We start from the raw sequence: 16,511 nt of genomic DNA, 5'->3' as shown, positions 1-16,511 counted from the left end.
GCCGTGACCACGCACGCACCTCTGCGCATCGGCGTTCTCAATGGCGACGATATCGGCCATGAGATCGTCCCCGCCGCCCATGCCATCGCCGATGCGGCGGCGCGGGCGAGCGGCCTCGCCATCGACTGGCGCCCCATGCCGCTCGGCCGCAAGGCGCTGGACGAGCTGGGCCACACCATGCCGCCGGGCACGCTGGAGACCCTCGGCACGCTCGACGGGTTCATCCTCGGGCCCATCGGCCATCAGGCCTATCCGAAGGTTCCAGAGGCGATCAACCCGCACCCGATCCTGCGCAAGAGCTTCGACCTGTTCGCCAATGTGCGGCCCACCCGCTCCTACCCCGGGCTCGGCTGCCTCTATGACGACATCGACCTCGTCATCGTGCGCGAGAACAATGAGGGCTTCCAGCCGGACCGCAACGTGGTCGCCGGCTCCGGCGAGTTCCGCCCGACGCACGACACCACCATCTCGGTGCGCGTCATCACCCGCGAGGGCAGCCGCAAGGTCGCCCGCGCCGCCTTCGAGATCGCCCGCGCCCGCAAGAAGCGGCTCACCGTCGTGCACAAGAACACGGTGTTCAAACTCGGCTGCGGCATGTTCGTGGAAGAGTGCTACGAGGCCGGCAAGGAATTCCCCGATGTCGCCATCGAGGAAGTCATCGTCGACACCTTCGCCATGAAGCTGGTGCGCGAGCCGCAGCGCTTCGATGTCGTCGTCACCACCAACATGTTCGGCGACATCCTCACCGACGAAGCGGCCGGCCTCGTCGGCGGGCTCGGCATGGCGCCAGGCCTGTGCATCGGGCGCGGCGAGATCGCCATGGCGCAGGCCACCCACGGCTCGGCGCCCGATATCGCCGGCAAGGGGCTCGCCAACCCCTATGCGATGATCGAATCCACCCGGATGCTCATCGAATGGCTCGGCCGCCGCCGGGGCATCCCCGCCGCCGCGCGCGCATCGGAACTGATGAAGGCCGGCATTGAGGCCGCGCTCGCCGATCCCGCCACCCGCACCCCCGACATTCGCGGCACCGGCACCCAGGCCGACATGACCCGCGCCATTCTTTCCCATCTGGAGACCCACACCCATGCGCCGGCATAAAATCGCGCTCATTCCCGGAGACGGCATCGGCTCCGACGTCATCAATGCCGGTCGCGAGGTGCTGGACGCCCTCGCCGCCAGCGATGGCGGCTTCGGCCTCGATTTCGAAAGCTTCGACTGGGGCTCGGACCGCTACCGCCGCACCGGCAAGATGATGCCGGACGATGGCGTCGACACGCTGCGCGGCTTCGACGCCATCTATTTCGGCGCCGTCGGCGACCCGAAGATTCCGGACCACATCACCTTGTGGGAACTACGCCTCGCCATCTGCCAGGGGCTCGACCAGTACGCCAATGTCCGCCCCTCGCGCCTTCTGCCGAACATCACCGGCCCGCTGCGGCCGGAACTCGGCAAGGATATCGACTGGGTCATCGTGCGCGAGAACAGCGAGGGCGAATATGCCGGCGCCGGCGGGCGGGCGCATCGCGGCCTGCCGATCGAGGTCGGGATCGATGTGTCCGTGTTCACCCGCACCGGCATCGAGCGCGTCTGCCGCTTCGCCTGCGAACTCGCCATGTCGCGCCCGCGCAAGAAGCTCACCATCGTCACCAAGTCCAATGCCCAGCGCCACGGCATGGTGCTGTGGGACGAGGTGTGCAAAGGCGTCATCAAGGACTTTCCCGAACTCGATGTCGACTGGATGCTGGTCGACGCCATGACCATGCGCCTCGTGCTGCGGCCGGGCACGGTGGACACGGTGCTCGCCACCAATCTGCATGCCGATGTGCTCTCCGACCTCGCCTCGGCGCTGAGCGGCAGCCTCGGCATCGGCGCCACCGCCAATCTGGCGCCGGACCGTTCCACCCCCTCCATGTTCGAGCCGATCCACGGCTCCGGCTTCGACCTGATCGGCAAGGGCATCGCCAACCCGATCGGCTCCTTCTGGAGCGCGGTGATGATGCTGGAACATCTCGGCGAGACTGCCGCTGCCGCGCGGCTGATGGCGGCCATCGAACAGGTCACGGCGGAAGGCACCACGCTCACGCCCGATCTCGGCGGAACGGCGGGCACGGCCGAGGTGACGGCGGCGGTGATCGCGACCCTTCAACGTCAAAGTGTCGCAGAAGCCGATACAACCCGGAGCGTGGCGTAAAATCTGGAAGCGTTCCACCGCCGAATTGTTTACAATTGACCGATGAGCATTATCAGCGATTCCGCGCCCCTCAGCGATCTGTCAGTTGTGAAGAGCGTCTCGCTCACGAGCGCGCTCGAGAAGGAACTCGAGCGCCTCATTCTGACGGGCGAGCTGGAGCCGGGGGTGCGGATCAACGAGATCCACCTCTCGAACCGTTTCGGCACCAGCCGCGGCCCGATCCGCGAGGCCACCCGCAGCCTGGAGGCCAAGGGGCTGGTCGAAGTCGTCCGCAATCGCGGCGTCTTCGTCCGGCGCCTCTCCGTCGAGGACGCGGTGGAAATCTACGATGTGCGGGCTGCGCTGTTCGGCCAGGCCGGGCGGCTTTTGGCCGAGCGGATGACCGACGGCCTGCTCGCCGAGCTGACCCGCATGGTGGACGAGATGGACGCGGTCGCCGAGCGCGGCAGCTTTGACGACTATTACCCGCTCAATCTCGGCTTCCACAATCTCATCGTCGGCTCCTGCGGCAACCGCACGCTGCAGGCGGAGTATCACCGCTTCGTCAACAAGCTGCACCTGTTCCGCGCCCGCGCGCTGGTGCAGGGCGGCGGCCTCGCCGTTTCCAATCGCGAGCACCGGGCGATGCTGGAAGCGCTCGCCTCCGGCGATGGCGACCGGGCGCAGATGACGCATTGGCGACATGTGGCGCTGGCCAAGCGCCGGCTCATCGCTGCCGTCGACGGCCCGGCGCGGCACGACTGACGACGCTGACCTCCCCCCGACAGACGCGCACCCTCTCCCCGTCGGGGAGAGGGTGGGGTGAGGGGTCTCGCCGACCTTCCCGCGTTACGTCCCCTCACCGACCCGCTACGCGGGCCACCTCTCCCCAATGGGGAGAGGGAAGTGGTAAAAGGCACTTCACGCCGCGGCGGCGCGGGCCTCGATCTTGCGCGCGGCGACGCGGGCGGCGAGGCGGACGGCGGACTGGAACGCGCCGATATCCGCGACGCCCTTGCCGACAATGTCGAACGCCGTGCCATGCGCCGGGGTAGTGAACACCACCTCCAACCCAGCGGTGATGGTCACGCCCTTGTTGAAGCCCTTGAGCTTGGTCGCGATCTGGCCCTGGTCGTGATACATCGCCAGCACGCTGTCATAGGCGCCAGCAAAGGCCTTGAGATACACGGTGTCGGACGGGAACGGCCCCTCGCAGGCGATGCCCTCCTTTGCCATCGCCTCCACCGCTGGCCGGATGAAGTCGATCTCCTCGGTGCCGAACAAACCACCCTCGCCGCCATGCGGGTTGAGCGCGGCCACCGCGATGCGCGGGCGGGCGATGCCGGCCTTGCGCATCGTCTCATCCGCCAGCCGCAGCGCGCCGCAGATGCTGTCATAGGTCACCTGGTCCAGCGCCGTGCGCAGCGAAACATGCGAGGTGACGCGCGTCATCCACTGGCCTTCCAGCACGTTCATCTCGCTGAACGGGCCCTTATGGTCGAGCAGATGCGCGAACATCTTGTGCTCGTCCGGGAAGCGCCAGCCGCCTTTGAACATGGCCTGCTTGTTAAGCGGGGCGAAGCACACGCCGTCCACCTCGCCGGCCTTGGCGAAGTCGATGGCGCGGGCCAGCGTGTCGCCGGTCAGCCGGCCGGACTCGGGATTGGCGACGCCGAGCGGGAACAGGTCGGGGTCGGTATTGCCCAGATCGACCAGGGGAATGCCGGGCGCGTTCCAGTCCACCGCGCCGGGCGAGGCGTAGCGCACAAGGTTCAGGCTCACCCCGGCATGGCGCGCGCCCATCTCCATCACCCGCGCGTCGCCCACCACGACGATCCGCGCCTCACCGTCGAAGCCGCCCTCGCTCAGCAGGCGCGCGGTCTGTTCCGGGCCGATGCCTGTGCAATCGCCGGGGGTGAGGGCGAGAATGGGGAGCGGGTGCGCGGTCATGAAACTACCTGTCCTTGGGGCGTGACTGTCGGGGGTCGAGCGGGCCGGGCCGCGCCTCGGTGGCGCTGTCGTCTTCCAACGTGCGCAGGAAGCGGGCCTTGCCGGCGAGGATGTGCCGCTCCAGCAGCCGGGCGGCGCCGGTGCCGTCGCTCTGGCGCAGGGCCTCGAAAATGGCCTTGTGCTCGTCATTGGAGGTGCGCATCGAGCCGGGCAGCACCAGCCCGCGCCGGCGGAACAAATGCAGCTCCGCTTCCAGCAACGGGTAGAGCTCGATCAGCTTGTCATTGTCGGAGGCGAGCACGACCTGGCGGTGGAACTCGTTGTTCAGCGTGTAGAAGGTGGCGATGTCGGGCGCGTCGATCGCCGCGTCCATCTGCGCGATCAGTTCCGCCATCTCACGCAGTTGCACCGTGGTGATGATGGCGGCCGCCAATCGCCCGGCGGTGCCGAACAGGCCGGCACGGATGTCGTAGAGGTCGAGCGCTTCCTTGGTGGAGACCTCGCGCACGAAGAAGCCGCGATTGAGCTCGCTGCGCAGCAGGCCAATCTGCTCCAGCGCCCGGCACGCCTCGCGCACCGGGCCCCGGCTGATGCCGAGCCGCAGCGCCAGCGTGCTTTCATTGATGCGCGTGCCGCCGGTGAGCTCGCCGGTGCCGATCATCCGCTCGATCTCGCGCTGGATCAGCGGCACGAAGGAGGCGGTGCGGGGCGTGCGCGGGGGAGGAGCGACGGGGCGTAGCATGGCGCCATTTCGCCGCCAGAATCGCCAATTGTCAACAATGATAGCCAAAATACGCTGAATGACGGCGCAGGCGGGAGTGCCGCGCTGCCGCTAGGAAAGCCCGCACCCTCTTGCGGCACCGCAGGTGAAGCGTTGAAAAATCGCGCTTTTCTACACAAACAGCCGCTGTCTCCGCAGCGGCCTCCCGCCCGGGACCTGCCACCACTCATTGAAAAATTGTTGACAGTTGGCGAGACCTTGAACACTGTCCTGCCGCACATGTCGCGGTGCCGCCGCCGAAATCCCGCCTGATCTCCAAGGAGTTCCCATGACGACCTATTCCATAGCGGTCATTCCCGGCGACGGGATCGGCAATGAGGTGGTGCCGGAGGCGCAGCGCGTTCTAGAGGCGGCGAGCCGCATTGGCGGCTTCTCCTTCGACTGGACCCATTACGATTGGAGCTGCGAGCGCTTTGCCAAGACCGGGGCGATGATGCCCGCCGATGGCTTGCAGCAGATCCGCCGCAAGGACGCGATCTTCCTCGGCGCCGTCGGCTTTCCCGGCGTGCCGGACCATGTCTCGCTCTGGGGCCTGCTGATCCCGATCCGCCGCAGCTTCCACCAATATGTGAATCTGCGCCCGGTGAAGCTGCTCGCCGGCGTCGAAAGCCCGCTGAAGGGCCGCGAGGCCGGCTCGATCGACTTCTATGTCGTGCGCGAGAACAATGAGGGCGAGTATTCCTCCATTGGCGGCCGGCTCTATGAGGGGTTGGAGGACGAGCTGGTGATGCAGCAGTCCATCTTCACCCGCCGCGGCTGCGACCGGGTGATGCGCTACGCCTTCGAGCTGGCCAAGGGCCGCAAGCAGCACGTCACCTCGGCCACCAAGTCGAACGGCATCAGCCACACCATGCCGTATTGGGACGAGCGCTTCGCCGCGATCTCGAAGGAATATCCCGGCTTCACCACCGACCAGTTCCACATCGACATTCTCACCGCGCATTTCGTCCGCAACCCGGACTGGTTCGACGTGGTGGTCGCCTCCAACCTGTTCGGCGACATCCTGTCCGATCTCGGCCCGGCGGTGGTCGGTTCCATCGGCATCGCGCCCGGCGGCAACATCAATCCGGAGAAGGACTACCCCTCCATGTTCGAGCCGGTGCACGGTTCGGCGCCGGATATCGCCGGCAAGGGCATCGCCAATCCCATCGGTCAGATCTGGTCCGGGGCAATGATGCTGCGCCATCTCGGCGAGGAAGCGACCGCCAGCGCCATCGAAAAGGCGATCGAGGACGTGCTCGCCCGCCGCGACAGCCTCACCCGCGATCTCGGCGGCACCGCCGGCACGCGCGAACTCACCGACGCCATCATCGGCGCCCTGCCTTCCGTCGCCGCCCGCGCCCCAGCCGCCTGACGCCCGACATAAAAAGGAAACGCCCCATGACGCTGCACCAGACCAATCCCGCCCAGGCCCAGCCCATCGTCGAGGGACTGACCCAGGACGTGGCCGAATTCGTCGTCGGCACCTCCTATGCCGACCTGCCGGCCGACGTGGTCGAACTCGGCAAGAAGTCGATCCTTGATGGCATCGGCCTCGCGCTCTCCGGCTCGGTGGCGAAAAGCGGCGAGCACATTCAGGCCTATCTCAGGAGCCTCGGCATCCAGGAAGGGCCGGCCACCGTCATCGGCACGTCGCTGAAGGTGCCGCCGCGCTTCGCCGCCTTCGCCAATGGCGTCGGCATCCATGCCGATGATTATGACGACACCCAGCTCGCGGTCGCCAAGGACCGCGTCTATGGCCTGCTGACCCACCCGACTGCGCCGGCCCTGCCGGCCGCGCTCGCCGTGGCGGAAGCCGCCGGCACCTCCGGCACGGAGATGATGCTGGCCTATCATCTCGGCGTCGAGGTGGAGTGCAAGATCGCCGAGGCCATCAACCCGCGCCACTATCAGCACGGCTTCCATGCCACCGCGACCTGCGGCACCTATGCCGCCGCCGCCGCCGCCGGCAAGCTCAAGGGGCTGAATGTCGAGCAGATGGTGCGTGCCTTCGGCTGCGCCGGCAGCCAGTCGGCCGGACTGCGCGAGAATTTCGGCACCATGATGAAGCCGTTCCACGCCGGCCGCTCCTCGGAGAGCGGCGTGGTGGCGGCCGATTTCGCCGCGCTGGGCTGGACCACCACCGACAAGATTCTGGAAGCGCCGCGCGGCTTCTTCCAGGCGGCGGGCGGCGGCTTCGATCCGACCGCCATCGTCGGCAAGCTAGGCCAGCCCTGGACCTTCGCCTCGCCGGGCGTCTCCATCAAGCCGCATCCGTCGGGCTCGCTCACCCATCCCGGCATGACCAAGATGCTGGAACTGATCCGCACCCATTCCATCAAGGCCGAGGATGTCGAGCGGGTCGATGTCGGCACCAACCAGAACATGCCGAACGCGCTGATCCATCACCGCCCGAAGAACGAGCTTCAGGCCAAGTTCTCGATGGAATTCTGCATGGCCATCCTGCTGCTCGACGGGCGCGGCAGCCTGCCGGAATTCACCGACGAGACGGTGGAGCGGGACGATGTGAAGGCGATGATCGAGCGGGTGAATTTCCATGTCCACCCGGAGGCGGAAGCCGCCGGCTACGACAAGATGACCACCATCATCGACATCCACATGAAGGACGGCCGCACTATTTCCGGCCGCTCCGACTTCGGCAAGGGCAGCCCGGCCAACCCGATGACGTATGACGAGGCCGCCGACAAGTTCCGTGGCTGCGCCGAATTCGCCAAATGGGACAAGGCCAAGACCGAATCCATCGTCGAGACGGTGCGCCGGCTGGAACAGCTGCGCGATATCCGCGAGCTCACGCGCCTCTGCGCCTGACGCCGCCCCGTCGCGAGGAAGGGCGCCCCCTGCCCCGGGGCGCCCTTTTTCATGCGTGGCGTTAGCCTGCGGCTTCCAGCTTGTCCTGCGTCCGCGTATCGAAATCGCCGGCGTCGTGGCGCTCGCGCAGCTGTTCGTGCGGTTCGCCGGTCATGCGGTTGACCATGCGCCCGCGCTTCACCGCCGGCCGGGCGAACAGCTCATCCGCCCAGCGCACGACATTGGTGTATTCGTGCCCGGAGAGGAAGGTGCCGGCATCGCCATAAGCCCAGCCCTTCACCAGCGCGCCATACCAGGGCAGCACCGCCATATCGGCGATGGTGTAGTCCTCGCCGGCGAGATAGCGGGTCTCGGCAAGCCGCCGGTCCAGCACGTCGAGCTGGCGCTTGGCCTCCATGGCGTAGCGGTCGATGGCGTATTCGATCTTAACAGGCGCATAAGCGTAGAAATGGCCGAAGCCGCCGCCCAGGAAGGGCGCGCTGCCCATCTGCCAGAACAGCCAGGACAGGCACTCGGCGCGCTTGGCCGGCTCGGTCGGCAGGAAGGCACCGAACTTCTCGGCGAGATGCAGCAGGATGGCGCCGGATTCGAACACCCGGATCGGCGTGTCGCCGGAGCGGTCCATCAGCGCCGGGATTTTCGAGTTCGGGTTGACCTCGACAAAGCCGGAGCCGAACTGCTCGCCCTCGCCGATCTTGATCAGCCAGGCGTCGTATTCCGCCCCGGTGTGGCCGGCGGCGAGCAACTCCTCGAACAGGATGGTCACCTTCTGCCCGTTCGGCGTCGCGAGCGAATAGAGCTGGAACGGGTGCTTGCCGACCGGCAGCGCCTTTTCATGCGTCGCCCCGGCGGTCGGGCGGTTGATATTGGCGAAGGCGCCGCCATTGGCCTGGTTCCAGACCCAGACCTTGGGCGGGGTGTAGGTATCGGACATAAGGGGTTCTCCATGCGCGGCGGCCGGCCCGCAGGCGGCGCCGAATCCGTGGGACGTCGGGCGTGACTTTAGCCGGCCCGGCGGCGCGGTCATCCCCACGCCCATCACATCGCGGCGACGCGACCCAAGGTCAGGCGTTGCGCCCGGCCGCGTCCTTGCCTAGTCAGGCATAAGGGATTTGGGCGAGCGGGACGTGACCTCCGATAGCACCAGCGGCGAGGACGGAATGCCCCGGGGCCTGCGCCGGCTGGTGCGGGCGAGCGAACTCGGCGTCGTCGCCCTCGCCGCGCTGGTCGGCGTGGCCGCCGGGCTGGTCGTCATCGCCATGAACATGGCGCTGCAGGGCCTGCACGAACTGCTGTTCCGCATTCCCACCGCCGCGCATCTGTCGACCACGGCCGGGATAGCGCCGGTGATGCTTCTGCTGGTTCCCACGCTTGGCGGCCTCGCCTTCGGCCTGAGCGTGCGGGCCTTTCTGCGCACGCGGGCCAGCCCGCCGGTCGACCCCATCGAAGCCAATGCGCTGCATGGCGGGCGCATGTCGCCGGGCGACAGCCTCATTGTCGCGCTGCAGACGCTGTTCTCCAGCGGGGTCGGCGCTTCCGTGGGGCTGGAGGCCGGCTATACGCAGGCGGCGGCCGGCCTCGCCTCCTGGTTCGGCCGGGTGTTTCATGTCCGGCGCGGGGATTTGCGCCTGCTGGTCGGCTGCGGCGCCGGCGCGGCCATCGGCGCGGCGTTCGACGCGCCGCTGATGGGCGCGTTCTATGGCTTCGAGCTGGTGCTCGGCACCTATGCCATCCCCGCCTTCGTGCCGATGATGACCGCGACCTTCGCCGCCTCCCTTACCCAGCAGCTGCTGGCGCCGCCGCACCACACGCCGCTGCCGGCGCTGCATGCCCCGCAATTGTCCGATCTGCCCTCGGTGCTGCTGCTCGGCTTGTTCTGCGCGCTGGTCGGCATCGCGGTGATGCGCGGGGCGACGCTCGTGGAAGCGGGCTTTCGCCGCTCCTCCCTGCCCGCCTGGCTGCGCCCGGCTGCGGGCGGTCTCCTCGTCGGCGCACTTGCTTTATGGAACCCGGCGGTGCTCTCGGCCGGGCATGGCGCGGTCTATCATTTCCTCGCCGCCGATACCGGTCTCATGCTCGCCGCCCTTTTGCTGGTGGCGAAGGTCACAGCCTCGTCCGTCTCCATCGGTGCCGGCTTTCGCGGCGGCCTGTTCTTCGCCTCGCTGCTGATGGGGGTGATGGCGGGACGTGTCTTCGCCGGGGGCATGAGCCTGATCCTGCCCGATCTTGTCACCGCCCACGCCTTCTACGCGCTGATCGGCATGAGCGCGCTCGCCGTCGCCGTGGTCGGCGGGCCGATGACCATGACGCTGCTGGCGCTGGAAATGACCGACAATCTGCAATTGACCCTGTCGGTGCTGGCGGCGGCCGGCACCGCCTCGCTGGCGACGCGGCTATTGTTCGGCTTCTCCTTCGCTACCTGGCGCTTCCATCTGCGCGGCGAGAATATTCGCGGCGCGCATGATGTCGGCTGGCTGCGCGAACTCACTGTCGCCACGCTGATGCGCCGGGAGGTGCCGCTCATCGAGGTCGACACCCCGCTGATGGAGGCCCGTCGGCGCTACCCGCCCGGCGCCACCGCCGCTCTCGTCGCCACCGAGAACGGCCGCTATGCCGGCATGATCGCGCCCGCCGCGCTGTTCGAGCCGGTGGAGGGCGACGCGCCCGCCGGCCTGCGCCCGCTGCTGCGCCATACCGACACCGCGCTGCGCCCGACCGCCACTTTGCGCGAGGCGCTGGACCTGTTCGAGCGCAGCGAGGCCGACGCGCTCGCCGTCACCCTGCCCGACGGCACGGTGGCCGGCGTGCTCAGCGAGGCACAGGCGGTGAAGCGCTATAGCGACGAGATGCGCCGGCGGCTCAGCGAGGTCACGGGCGAGAAGATCGGGTGAGCGTCACAGTCCCCGCCGCGCCGGAGCATAGAAGCTCTCGGACATGTCGATCTCGTTCAGCGTGAAGCGGTGGTCGGTCGGCGGCTGGGCGCGCTGCTCGCAGTCGAGCCGCGGGCAGATCCGGCAACCGACCCCAATCGGCACGGTCTGCGAGGGGTCGGAAAGGTTCATGCCGTCGGAATAGACCATCTGGTGCGCATGGCTGATATGGCAGCCCAGCCCGATGGAGAGGTGCCGGCGCGGCGCGTTGTGCCGGTGGCCGCCCTTCGTGATCGACTTGGCGATGCAGAAATAGCGCTGGCCCTCCGGCATCTGGCTCAGCTGAACATTGATCCGCTCCGGGTGGAAGAAGGCGGCATAGACATTCCAGCGGGGGCAGGCGCCGGAATGGCGGGAAATATGGATGCCCGACAGCGAGAAGCGCTTGGAGATGTTGCCGGCAATGTCGGTGCGCACGAGATGCAGCGGGATGCCGCTGCGCCCCGGCCGCTGCAGCGTGGTCATGCGGTGGCACACCTGCTCGAAACTGGTGCGGAAACGGCGCTGGATGCGCTCAATGTCGTAGCGTGTCTCCTGGCAGGCGGCGAGGAATGGCTCATAAGGCATGACCAGCGCCGAGGCGAAATAGCTCGCCAGCGCGTTGCGGGTGACGATGGGCGCGTCGTCCGGCAGGTTGGCGGCGGCGATCAGCTCGTCGATCTGCCGCGACGCCGCGAGCAGGCCGAGTTGGTGGGCGACGACAAACAGCGCCGACTCCGGCGGCAGAACCTCGGCGGTGATGAGTTCATGCGCCCCGGCGTCATAGCGCCGGGCAATGCCGGCCGGCAGCGAGGCGGAGCGCCAGTTGAGGCCGAAGACATTGGCGAGGTAGGTCTTCAGCCCGTGCTCGAAGGAATCCGAGGCGAAGTCGATATCGTGGCGGATACGCTCCGCCTCCGCTTCCAGCGTCGGGAAGTAGTTGGCGTTCTCCTGGATGAAATCGGAGACGGCATCGGTGGAGGAGTGATAGCCGCCCTCCCCCTCGATCGCCCCTGTGGCGCCGGTGCGGTGTGCCTCGCGCAGCGTTTTGAACTGGTCATAGAGCCGCACCACGGCCCGACCGATGGCGGGATTTGAGGAAGCGAGGTCGCGTATGTCCTGATTGGTCAGCGCGTTCTCGGCGAACAATTCGTCGCTGAACAGCTCCATCAGATCGCCGACGAGGCGGGTCTCGTCATTCTCCACCAGCTCGCCCGGCTCGATGCCGAAATAGCCCGCCAGCTTCATCAAGAGGGGCACGGTGATGCGGCGGCGATTATGCTCGATGAGGTTGAGATAGCTCGCGGAAATGCCGAGCGCGCCGGCAAGGTCCGCCTGCGAGATGCGCTTGGCGCGGCGCAGCCTCTGCACCCGGCTGCCGATACGCGGTTCAGTGGTGGCGAGCATGGCCCGGCCCTTTGCTGGCTTTACAAAATCGACCTGTAAACTTTACAAGTCTTATCAGCTTAACACGCTCAAATCATTATCTTTCTTGCCTTTCGAAGTCGAGTGTTAAATCTTTACATCACACCCGCAGGGAGGAATTGACATGAGCGCGAGCACCGACACCCGCACCAATATGGGTGAAGAGGAATTCATCACCATCATCGGCGGCGACGCCGAGGAGATCGGCCAGGTCTTCCGCGACCAGGGGCTGGCGGCGAAGGACTTCACCATCGTCCACCGCATCGGCCGGCACCGCATCGCCATGGCCCCCGGCCAGGACGACATGAACGCCCTTGTCGGCGCCCTGCTCGGCGGCCGTCTGGTGGCGGCGACCTACACCCGCCGCGCGCGCTAGGCGAATGGCCGCCCGCCCCCGCTTTCGCCCGCCCCGCTTCGCCCCGCTCGACCTCGCGCCGCGCGACTTCAGGCCCGCCCGCGTCGAGGACGCGCGACGCGGCGTGGCCGGCGCGGGAGCCGCCCCCTCCTCGGCCCCCGCGTCTCTCTCTTCTTCCGATCTTGCTTCAGGAAACGACCATGCTGGACCAGACTCGCCCCCACTCGCCCGACAGCTTCCCCGCCCCGAGCTGGGCGCCCGACCGCTGGCGCGGCATTCATCGCAGCTACACTCCCGCTGACGTCGCCCGTCTCGCCGGCTCGCTGCGCATCGAGCACACGCTCGCCGCCAATGGCGCCCGCCGTCTCTGGGACCTGCTGCAGACCCAGGCCTTCGTGCCGACCATGGGCACCTATACCGGCATCCAGGCGATGCAGCAGGTGAAGGCCGGGCTGGAGGCGATCTATCTCTCCGGCTGGCAGGTGGCGGCGGACGGCAATTCCGCCGGCGACATGTACCCCGACCAGAGCCTCTATCCCGTCGACAGCGTTCCCGCGGTGGTCCGGCGCATCAACAAGGCGCTGATGCGCGCCGACCAGATCCAGACCATGGAGCGCGCGGACGGCACCAAGGGCCCGCAGCACGACTTCTTCGTGCCGATCATCGCCGATGCCGAAGCCGGCTTCGGGGGCCAGCTCAACGCCTATGAACTGACCAAGGCTCTGATCGAGGCCGGCGCAGCGGCGGTGCATTTCGAGGACCAGCTGGCCTCGGAGAAGAAGTGCGGCCATCTCGGCGGCAAGGTGCTGGTGCCCACCCGCCAATTCGTCCGCACGCTGAACGCCGCCCGCCTCGCGGCCGATGTGCTCGGCGTGCCGACCGTCATCATGGCGCGCACCGATGCGGAATCGGCCCGGCTCATCACCTCGGACGTGGATGAGCTGGACCGGCCCTTCATCACCGGCGAGCGCACCCAGGAGGGCTTCTACCGCTACAATGGCGGCTTCGAGGCCGGCATCGCCCGCGCCATCGCCTATGCGCCCTATGCTGATCTTCTGTGGTGCGAAACCTCGACCCCGAGCCTCGACGACGCCCGCCGCTTCGCCGAAGGCGTGCACCGTGTGCATCCGGGCAAGATGCTCGCCTATAACTGCTCGCCGTCCTTCAACTGGGCCAAGCACATGGACAAGGCGCAGATGAAGACCTTCCAGGCCGAACTGGGGGCCATGGGCTACAAGTACCAGTTCATCACGCTGGCCGGCTTCCACAACCAGTGCTTCACCACCTTCGAGCTGGCGCGGCGCTACCGGGAAGACGGCATGGCCGCCTATTCCGAGCTGCAGCAGCGCGAGTTCGCTGCCGAGGCGCAGGGCTTCACCGCCACGCGCCACCAGCGCGAAGTGGGCACCAGCTATTTCGACGCCATCGCCACCGTGCTGAGCGAAGGCCTGAGCGCCACCACGGCGATGCAGGACTCGACCGAGACCGCCCAGTTCTGAGGCGCACCACCTTGTCACCCCGGGGCGGCGCATGCCGCGCGCCCGGTGGCGGTTCGGGGAAAACCGCCACCGGGTCCGGCGCGAGCCGGACATCCTCGGGGTGACATCTTTGTCATCCCCTAGGGTGACGCTTTCGTCATTCCCCGGGGTGACGTTTTCGTTGTTCCGGGCCTCCTCGCGCCAAATGACGTTTGGTCAACCCAGGGTGAGTTTCACCCTTCGCTGCAACGCAAACGCAGCGAGAGGCGTTATCCGGCAAGGATTGCCCCGTGAATCGCGGCCGCATCCGACTATCTGCGATGTTGCGCCGCACCCGCACTTTTGTTTATGTGAATGGACAGCTGTGCCGGCGGCTCGCGGCAACCGGCCATCCGCTCGCGTGAAGGGACCCGTTATGACTCATACCGACGTCGCCGGCCTGAAGGTCGATTCCTCCCTTGTCGATTTCATCAATAATGAAGCCATTCCCGGCACCGGGGTGGACAAGGCCGCCTTCTGGGAAAGCTTCGCCGGCATTGTGCGCGACTTCGCCCCGCGCAACGCCGAACTGCTCGCCCGCCGCGACGAATTGCAGGCGCAGATCGACGCCTGGCATCGCGCCCACCGCAACAAGCCGATCGACCCCGTCGCCTATGAGGTGTTCCTGGCGGAGATCGGCTATCTGCTGCCGGAGCCGGACGCCTTCGAGGTCGTCACCGACAAGGTGGATGAGGAACTCGCGCGCATTCCCGGGCCGCAGCTGGTGGTCCCCGTCACCAATGCCCGCTACGCGCTGAATGCCGCGAATGCCCGCTGGGGTAGCCTCTATGACGCGCTCTACGGCACTGACGCGCTCCCCGAGGACGGCGGCGCCACCCGCTCCAACGGCTTCAACGCGGTCCGCGCCCGGCGGGTGATCGAGAGCGCCCGCGCCTTCCTCGACGAGAGCGTGCCGCTGGTCGCCGGCAGCCATGCCGATGTCGTGGCTTACCGCGTCACCGAGGGCGCGCTGGAGGTCGAACTCGCCTCCGGCACCCGCACCGCACTGAAGGACCCCGCGCAATTCGCCGGCTTCGATGGCGCGGCCGAGGCGCCGTCTTCCGTGCTGCTGGTCAATCACGGCCTGCACATCGACATCGTCATCGACCGCACCCACCCCATCGGCGCCACCGACGCCGCCGGCATCGCCGACATCGTCATCGAGGCGGCGGTGACTACCATCGTCGATTGTGAGGACAGCGTCGCGGCGGTCGATGCGCAGGACAAGGTGCTGGTTTATCGCAACTGGCTCGGCCTGATGAAGGGCACGCTCAGCGCCAGCTTCGCCAAGGGCCGCGAGACGGTGGAGCGCAGCCTCGCCGCCGATCGCCGCTACACCGCGCCCACCGGCGAGGAACTCACCCTGCACGGGCGCAGCCTGATGCTGGTGCGCAATGTCGGCCAGCACATGATGACGGACGCGGTGCTGGACGCGCAGGGCCGGGAGATTCCCGAGGCCATTCTCGATGCCGCCGTTACCTCGCTGATCGCGCTGCATGACCTCAAGGGCGAAGGCGAGCTGCGCAACAGCCGCGCCGGCTCGGTCTACATCGTCAAGCCGAAGATGCACGGCCCGGAGGAGGTCGCCTTCGCGGTGGATCTGTTCGCCCGTGTCGAGCAGGCGCTGGGGCTCGACCTCAACACGCTGAAGATCGGCATCATGGATGAGGAGCGCCGCACCAGCGCCAACCTCTCCGCCTCCATCCGCGCCGCCCGCGAGCGCGTGGTGTTCATCAACACCGGCTTCCTCGACCGCACCGGCGACGAGATCCACACCTCGATGGAAGCGGGCCCGATGGTGCGCAAGAACGAGATGAAGGCGCAGGCCTGGATCAAGGCCTATGAGGACAACAATGTCGATGCCGGCCTGGAGGCTCATCTCGACGGCCACGGCCAGATCGGCAAGGGCATGTGGGCGATGCCCGACCGCATGGCCGACATGATCGCGCAGAAGGTCGCCCATCCGCTCGCCGGCGCCAACACCGCCTGGGTGCCCTCGCCCACCGCCGCCACGCTGCATGCGCTGCACTACCACAAGGTGGACGTGTTCCAGCGGCAGGCGGAACTGCGCCACCGCAAGCGCGCCTCGCGTCGCGACCTGCTCACCATCCCCGTGGTCGACCGCGGCAATTGGGAGCCGGCGGCGGTGCAGGAGGAACTGGACAACAACATCCAGGGCATTCTCGGCTATGTCGTGCGCTGGGTCGACCAGGGCGTCGGCTGTTCCAAGGTGCCGGACATTCACGATGTCGGGCTGATGGAAGACCGCGCCACGTTGCGCATCTCCTCCCAGCACGTCGCCAACTGGCTGATGCATGGCGTGGTGACCGCCGAGCAGGTCGAGGAGACGCTGCGCCGCATGGCCAAGGTGGTCGACGGCCAGAACGCGGGCGACCCCGCCTATGTGCCGATGGCCCCGTCTTATGACGGCTTCGCCTTCCGCGCCGCCCGCGATCTCGTCTTCGAAGGCCGCGCCCAGCCCAACGGCTACACCGAATTCGTGCTCACCCGCCGCCGCCGCGAGGCCAAGCGCGCGCAGGCCCAGGCCCAGGCCGCCGCCTGATCCACCGTTCGAGGAAGCGCCAAAACGCCA

13 protein-coding genes are annotated in these 16,511 nt (G+C 67.4%); 9 read left to right on the top strand and 4 right to left on the bottom strand.

Going from position 1 to position 16,511, the window contains the following annotated elements; all coding sequences use genetic code 11:
- Positions 1–3: 3 nt before the first annotated feature.
- From ACO07Z_RS01360 to ACO07Z_RS01350, 3 genes are read left to right on the top strand one after another with little or no spacing between them, the layout of a single operon-like run.
- Positions 4–1,101, top strand: a complete 1,098-nt coding sequence (locus ACO07Z_RS01360; protein WP_421697059.1) for an isocitrate/isopropylmalate dehydrogenase family protein — start codon at positions 4–6, stop codon at positions 1,099–1,101.
- The gene (locus tag ACO07Z_RS01355) at positions 1,088–2,194 is read left to right on the top strand and encodes a tartrate dehydrogenase (protein WP_421697058.1); all 1,107 of its coding nucleotides are present in this window, start codon (positions 1,088–1,090) and stop codon (positions 2,192–2,194) included. The genes ACO07Z_RS01360 and ACO07Z_RS01355 overlap by 14 nt, the downstream gene beginning before the upstream one ends.
- A 42-nt stretch (positions 2,195–2,236) precedes the next feature.
- Positions 2,237–2,938, top strand: coding sequence for an FCD domain-containing protein (locus ACO07Z_RS01350; protein ID WP_244377703.1), 702 nt, complete (start codon positions 2,237–2,239; stop codon positions 2,936–2,938).
- A 156-nt stretch (positions 2,939–3,094) separates the two neighbouring features.
- On the opposite strand, the gene ACO07Z_RS01345 is transcribed toward ACO07Z_RS01350, so the two are convergent.
- Both ACO07Z_RS01345 and ACO07Z_RS01340 read right to left on the bottom strand, forming a co-directional pair.
- Positions 3,095–4,123, bottom strand: coding sequence for a PdxA family dehydrogenase (locus ACO07Z_RS01345; protein WP_421697057.1), 1,029 nt, complete (start codon positions 4,121–4,123; stop codon positions 3,095–3,097).
- 4 nt (positions 4,124–4,127) lie between these two features.
- Entirely contained in the window at positions 4,128–4,865 is a 738-nt protein-coding gene (locus ACO07Z_RS01340) for an FCD domain-containing protein (protein WP_421697056.1), read from the bottom strand.
- Between the two features lie 307 nt (positions 4,866–5,172).
- On the opposite strand from ACO07Z_RS01340, the gene ACO07Z_RS01335 reads away from it, so the two are divergent.
- Positions 5,173–6,258, top strand: coding sequence for a tartrate dehydrogenase (locus ACO07Z_RS01335; RefSeq protein WP_421697055.1), 1,086 nt, complete (start codon positions 5,173–5,175; stop codon positions 6,256–6,258).
- 26 nt (positions 6,259–6,284) lie between these two features.
- Positions 6,285–7,712, top strand: a complete 1,428-nt coding sequence (locus ACO07Z_RS01330; RefSeq protein WP_421697054.1) for an MmgE/PrpD family protein — start codon at positions 6,285–6,287, stop codon at positions 7,710–7,712.
- A 61-nt stretch (positions 7,713–7,773) separates the two neighbouring features.
- Here the strand turns inward: ACO07Z_RS01330 and yghU are convergent, their stop codons facing one another.
- Complete coding sequence (yghU, locus tag ACO07Z_RS01325; RefSeq protein WP_421697053.1) at positions 7,774–8,646, bottom strand: glutathione-dependent disulfide-bond oxidoreductase; 873 nt, start codon at positions 8,644–8,646, stop codon at positions 7,774–7,776.
- Positions 8,647–8,839: 193 nt separating this feature from the next.
- Between yghU and ACO07Z_RS01320 the strand changes: the two genes are divergently transcribed.
- A complete protein-coding gene (locus tag ACO07Z_RS01320; protein WP_421697052.1) occupies positions 8,840–10,603 on the top strand; it encodes a chloride channel protein in 1,764 nt (587 codons plus the stop codon).
- Positions 10,604–10,606: 3 nt separating this feature from the next.
- Here ACO07Z_RS01320 and ACO07Z_RS01315 read toward each other — a convergent pair whose 3' ends face one another.
- The gene (locus ACO07Z_RS01315; protein WP_421697051.1) at positions 10,607–12,028 is read right to left on the bottom strand and encodes a helix-turn-helix domain-containing protein; all 1,422 of its coding nucleotides are present in this window, start codon (positions 12,026–12,028) and stop codon (positions 10,607–10,609) included.
- A gap of 142 nt (positions 12,029–12,170) precedes the next feature.
- On the opposite strand from ACO07Z_RS01315, the gene ACO07Z_RS01310 reads away from it, so the two are divergent.
- From ACO07Z_RS01310 to ACO07Z_RS01300, 3 genes are all read left to right on the top strand, one after another.
- On the top strand, positions 12,171–12,422 hold the full coding sequence (locus ACO07Z_RS01310; RefSeq protein ID WP_244377719.1) for a hypothetical protein: 252 nt from the start codon (positions 12,171–12,173) through the stop codon (positions 12,420–12,422).
- 179 nt (positions 12,423–12,601) lie between these two features.
- Complete coding sequence (gene aceA / locus ACO07Z_RS01305) at positions 12,602–13,900, top strand: isocitrate lyase (RefSeq protein ID WP_421697050.1); 1,299 nt, start codon at positions 12,602–12,604, stop codon at positions 13,898–13,900.
- A gap of 394 nt (positions 13,901–14,294) precedes the next feature.
- Positions 14,295–16,481 carry a malate synthase G gene (locus ACO07Z_RS01300; protein WP_421697049.1) on the top strand — a complete coding sequence of 729 codons (2,187 nt, stop codon included), beginning with the start codon at positions 14,295–14,297 and terminating at the stop codon, positions 16,479–16,481.
- The last annotated feature ends 30 nt before the right edge of the window (positions 16,482–16,511 follow it).

Source organism: Ancylobacter sp. (assembly GCF_965229075.1).
Taxonomy (GTDB): domain Bacteria; phylum Pseudomonadota; class Alphaproteobacteria; order Rhizobiales; family Xanthobacteraceae; genus Ancylobacter.
The sequence above is the reverse complement of the archived record's forward strand: the minus strand, read 5'-3'. Positions and strand labels throughout refer to the sequence as shown.

Bases quoted from the DNA above. Each gene is read 5' to 3' on its own strand.
- aceA (WP_421697050.1), top strand. From the start codon at position 12,602: ATGCTGGACCAGACTCGCCCCCACTCGCCCGACAGCTTCCCCGCCCCG.
- yghU (WP_421697053.1), bottom strand. From the start codon at position 8,646: ATGTCCGATACCTACACCCCGCCCAAGGTCTGGGTCTGGAACCAGGCC.
- ACO07Z_RS01335 (WP_421697055.1), top strand. From the start codon at position 5,173: ATGACGACCTATTCCATAGCGGTCATTCCCGGCGACGGGATCGGCAAT.
- ACO07Z_RS01310 (WP_244377719.1), top strand. From the start codon at position 12,171: ATGAGCGCGAGCACCGACACCCGCACCAATATGGGTGAAGAGGAATTC.
- ACO07Z_RS01350 (WP_244377703.1), top strand. From the start codon at position 2,237: ATGAGCATTATCAGCGATTCCGCGCCCCTCAGCGATCTGTCAGTTGTG.
- ACO07Z_RS01355 (WP_421697058.1), top strand. From the start codon at position 1,088: ATGCGCCGGCATAAAATCGCGCTCATTCCCGGAGACGGCATCGGCTCC.
- ACO07Z_RS01330 (WP_421697054.1), top strand. From the start codon at position 6,285: ATGACGCTGCACCAGACCAATCCCGCCCAGGCCCAGCCCATCGTCGAG.
- ACO07Z_RS01345 (WP_421697057.1), bottom strand. From the start codon at position 4,123: ATGACCGCGCACCCGCTCCCCATTCTCGCCCTCACCCCCGGCGATTGC.
- ACO07Z_RS01340 (WP_421697056.1), bottom strand. From the start codon at position 4,865: ATGCTACGCCCCGTCGCTCCTCCCCCGCGCACGCCCCGCACCGCCTCC.
- ACO07Z_RS01300 (WP_421697049.1), top strand. From the start codon at position 14,295: ATGACTCATACCGACGTCGCCGGCCTGAAGGTCGATTCCTCCCTTGTC.
- ACO07Z_RS01315 (WP_421697051.1), bottom strand. From the start codon at position 12,028: ATGCTCGCCACCACTGAACCGCGTATCGGCAGCCGGGTGCAGAGGCTG.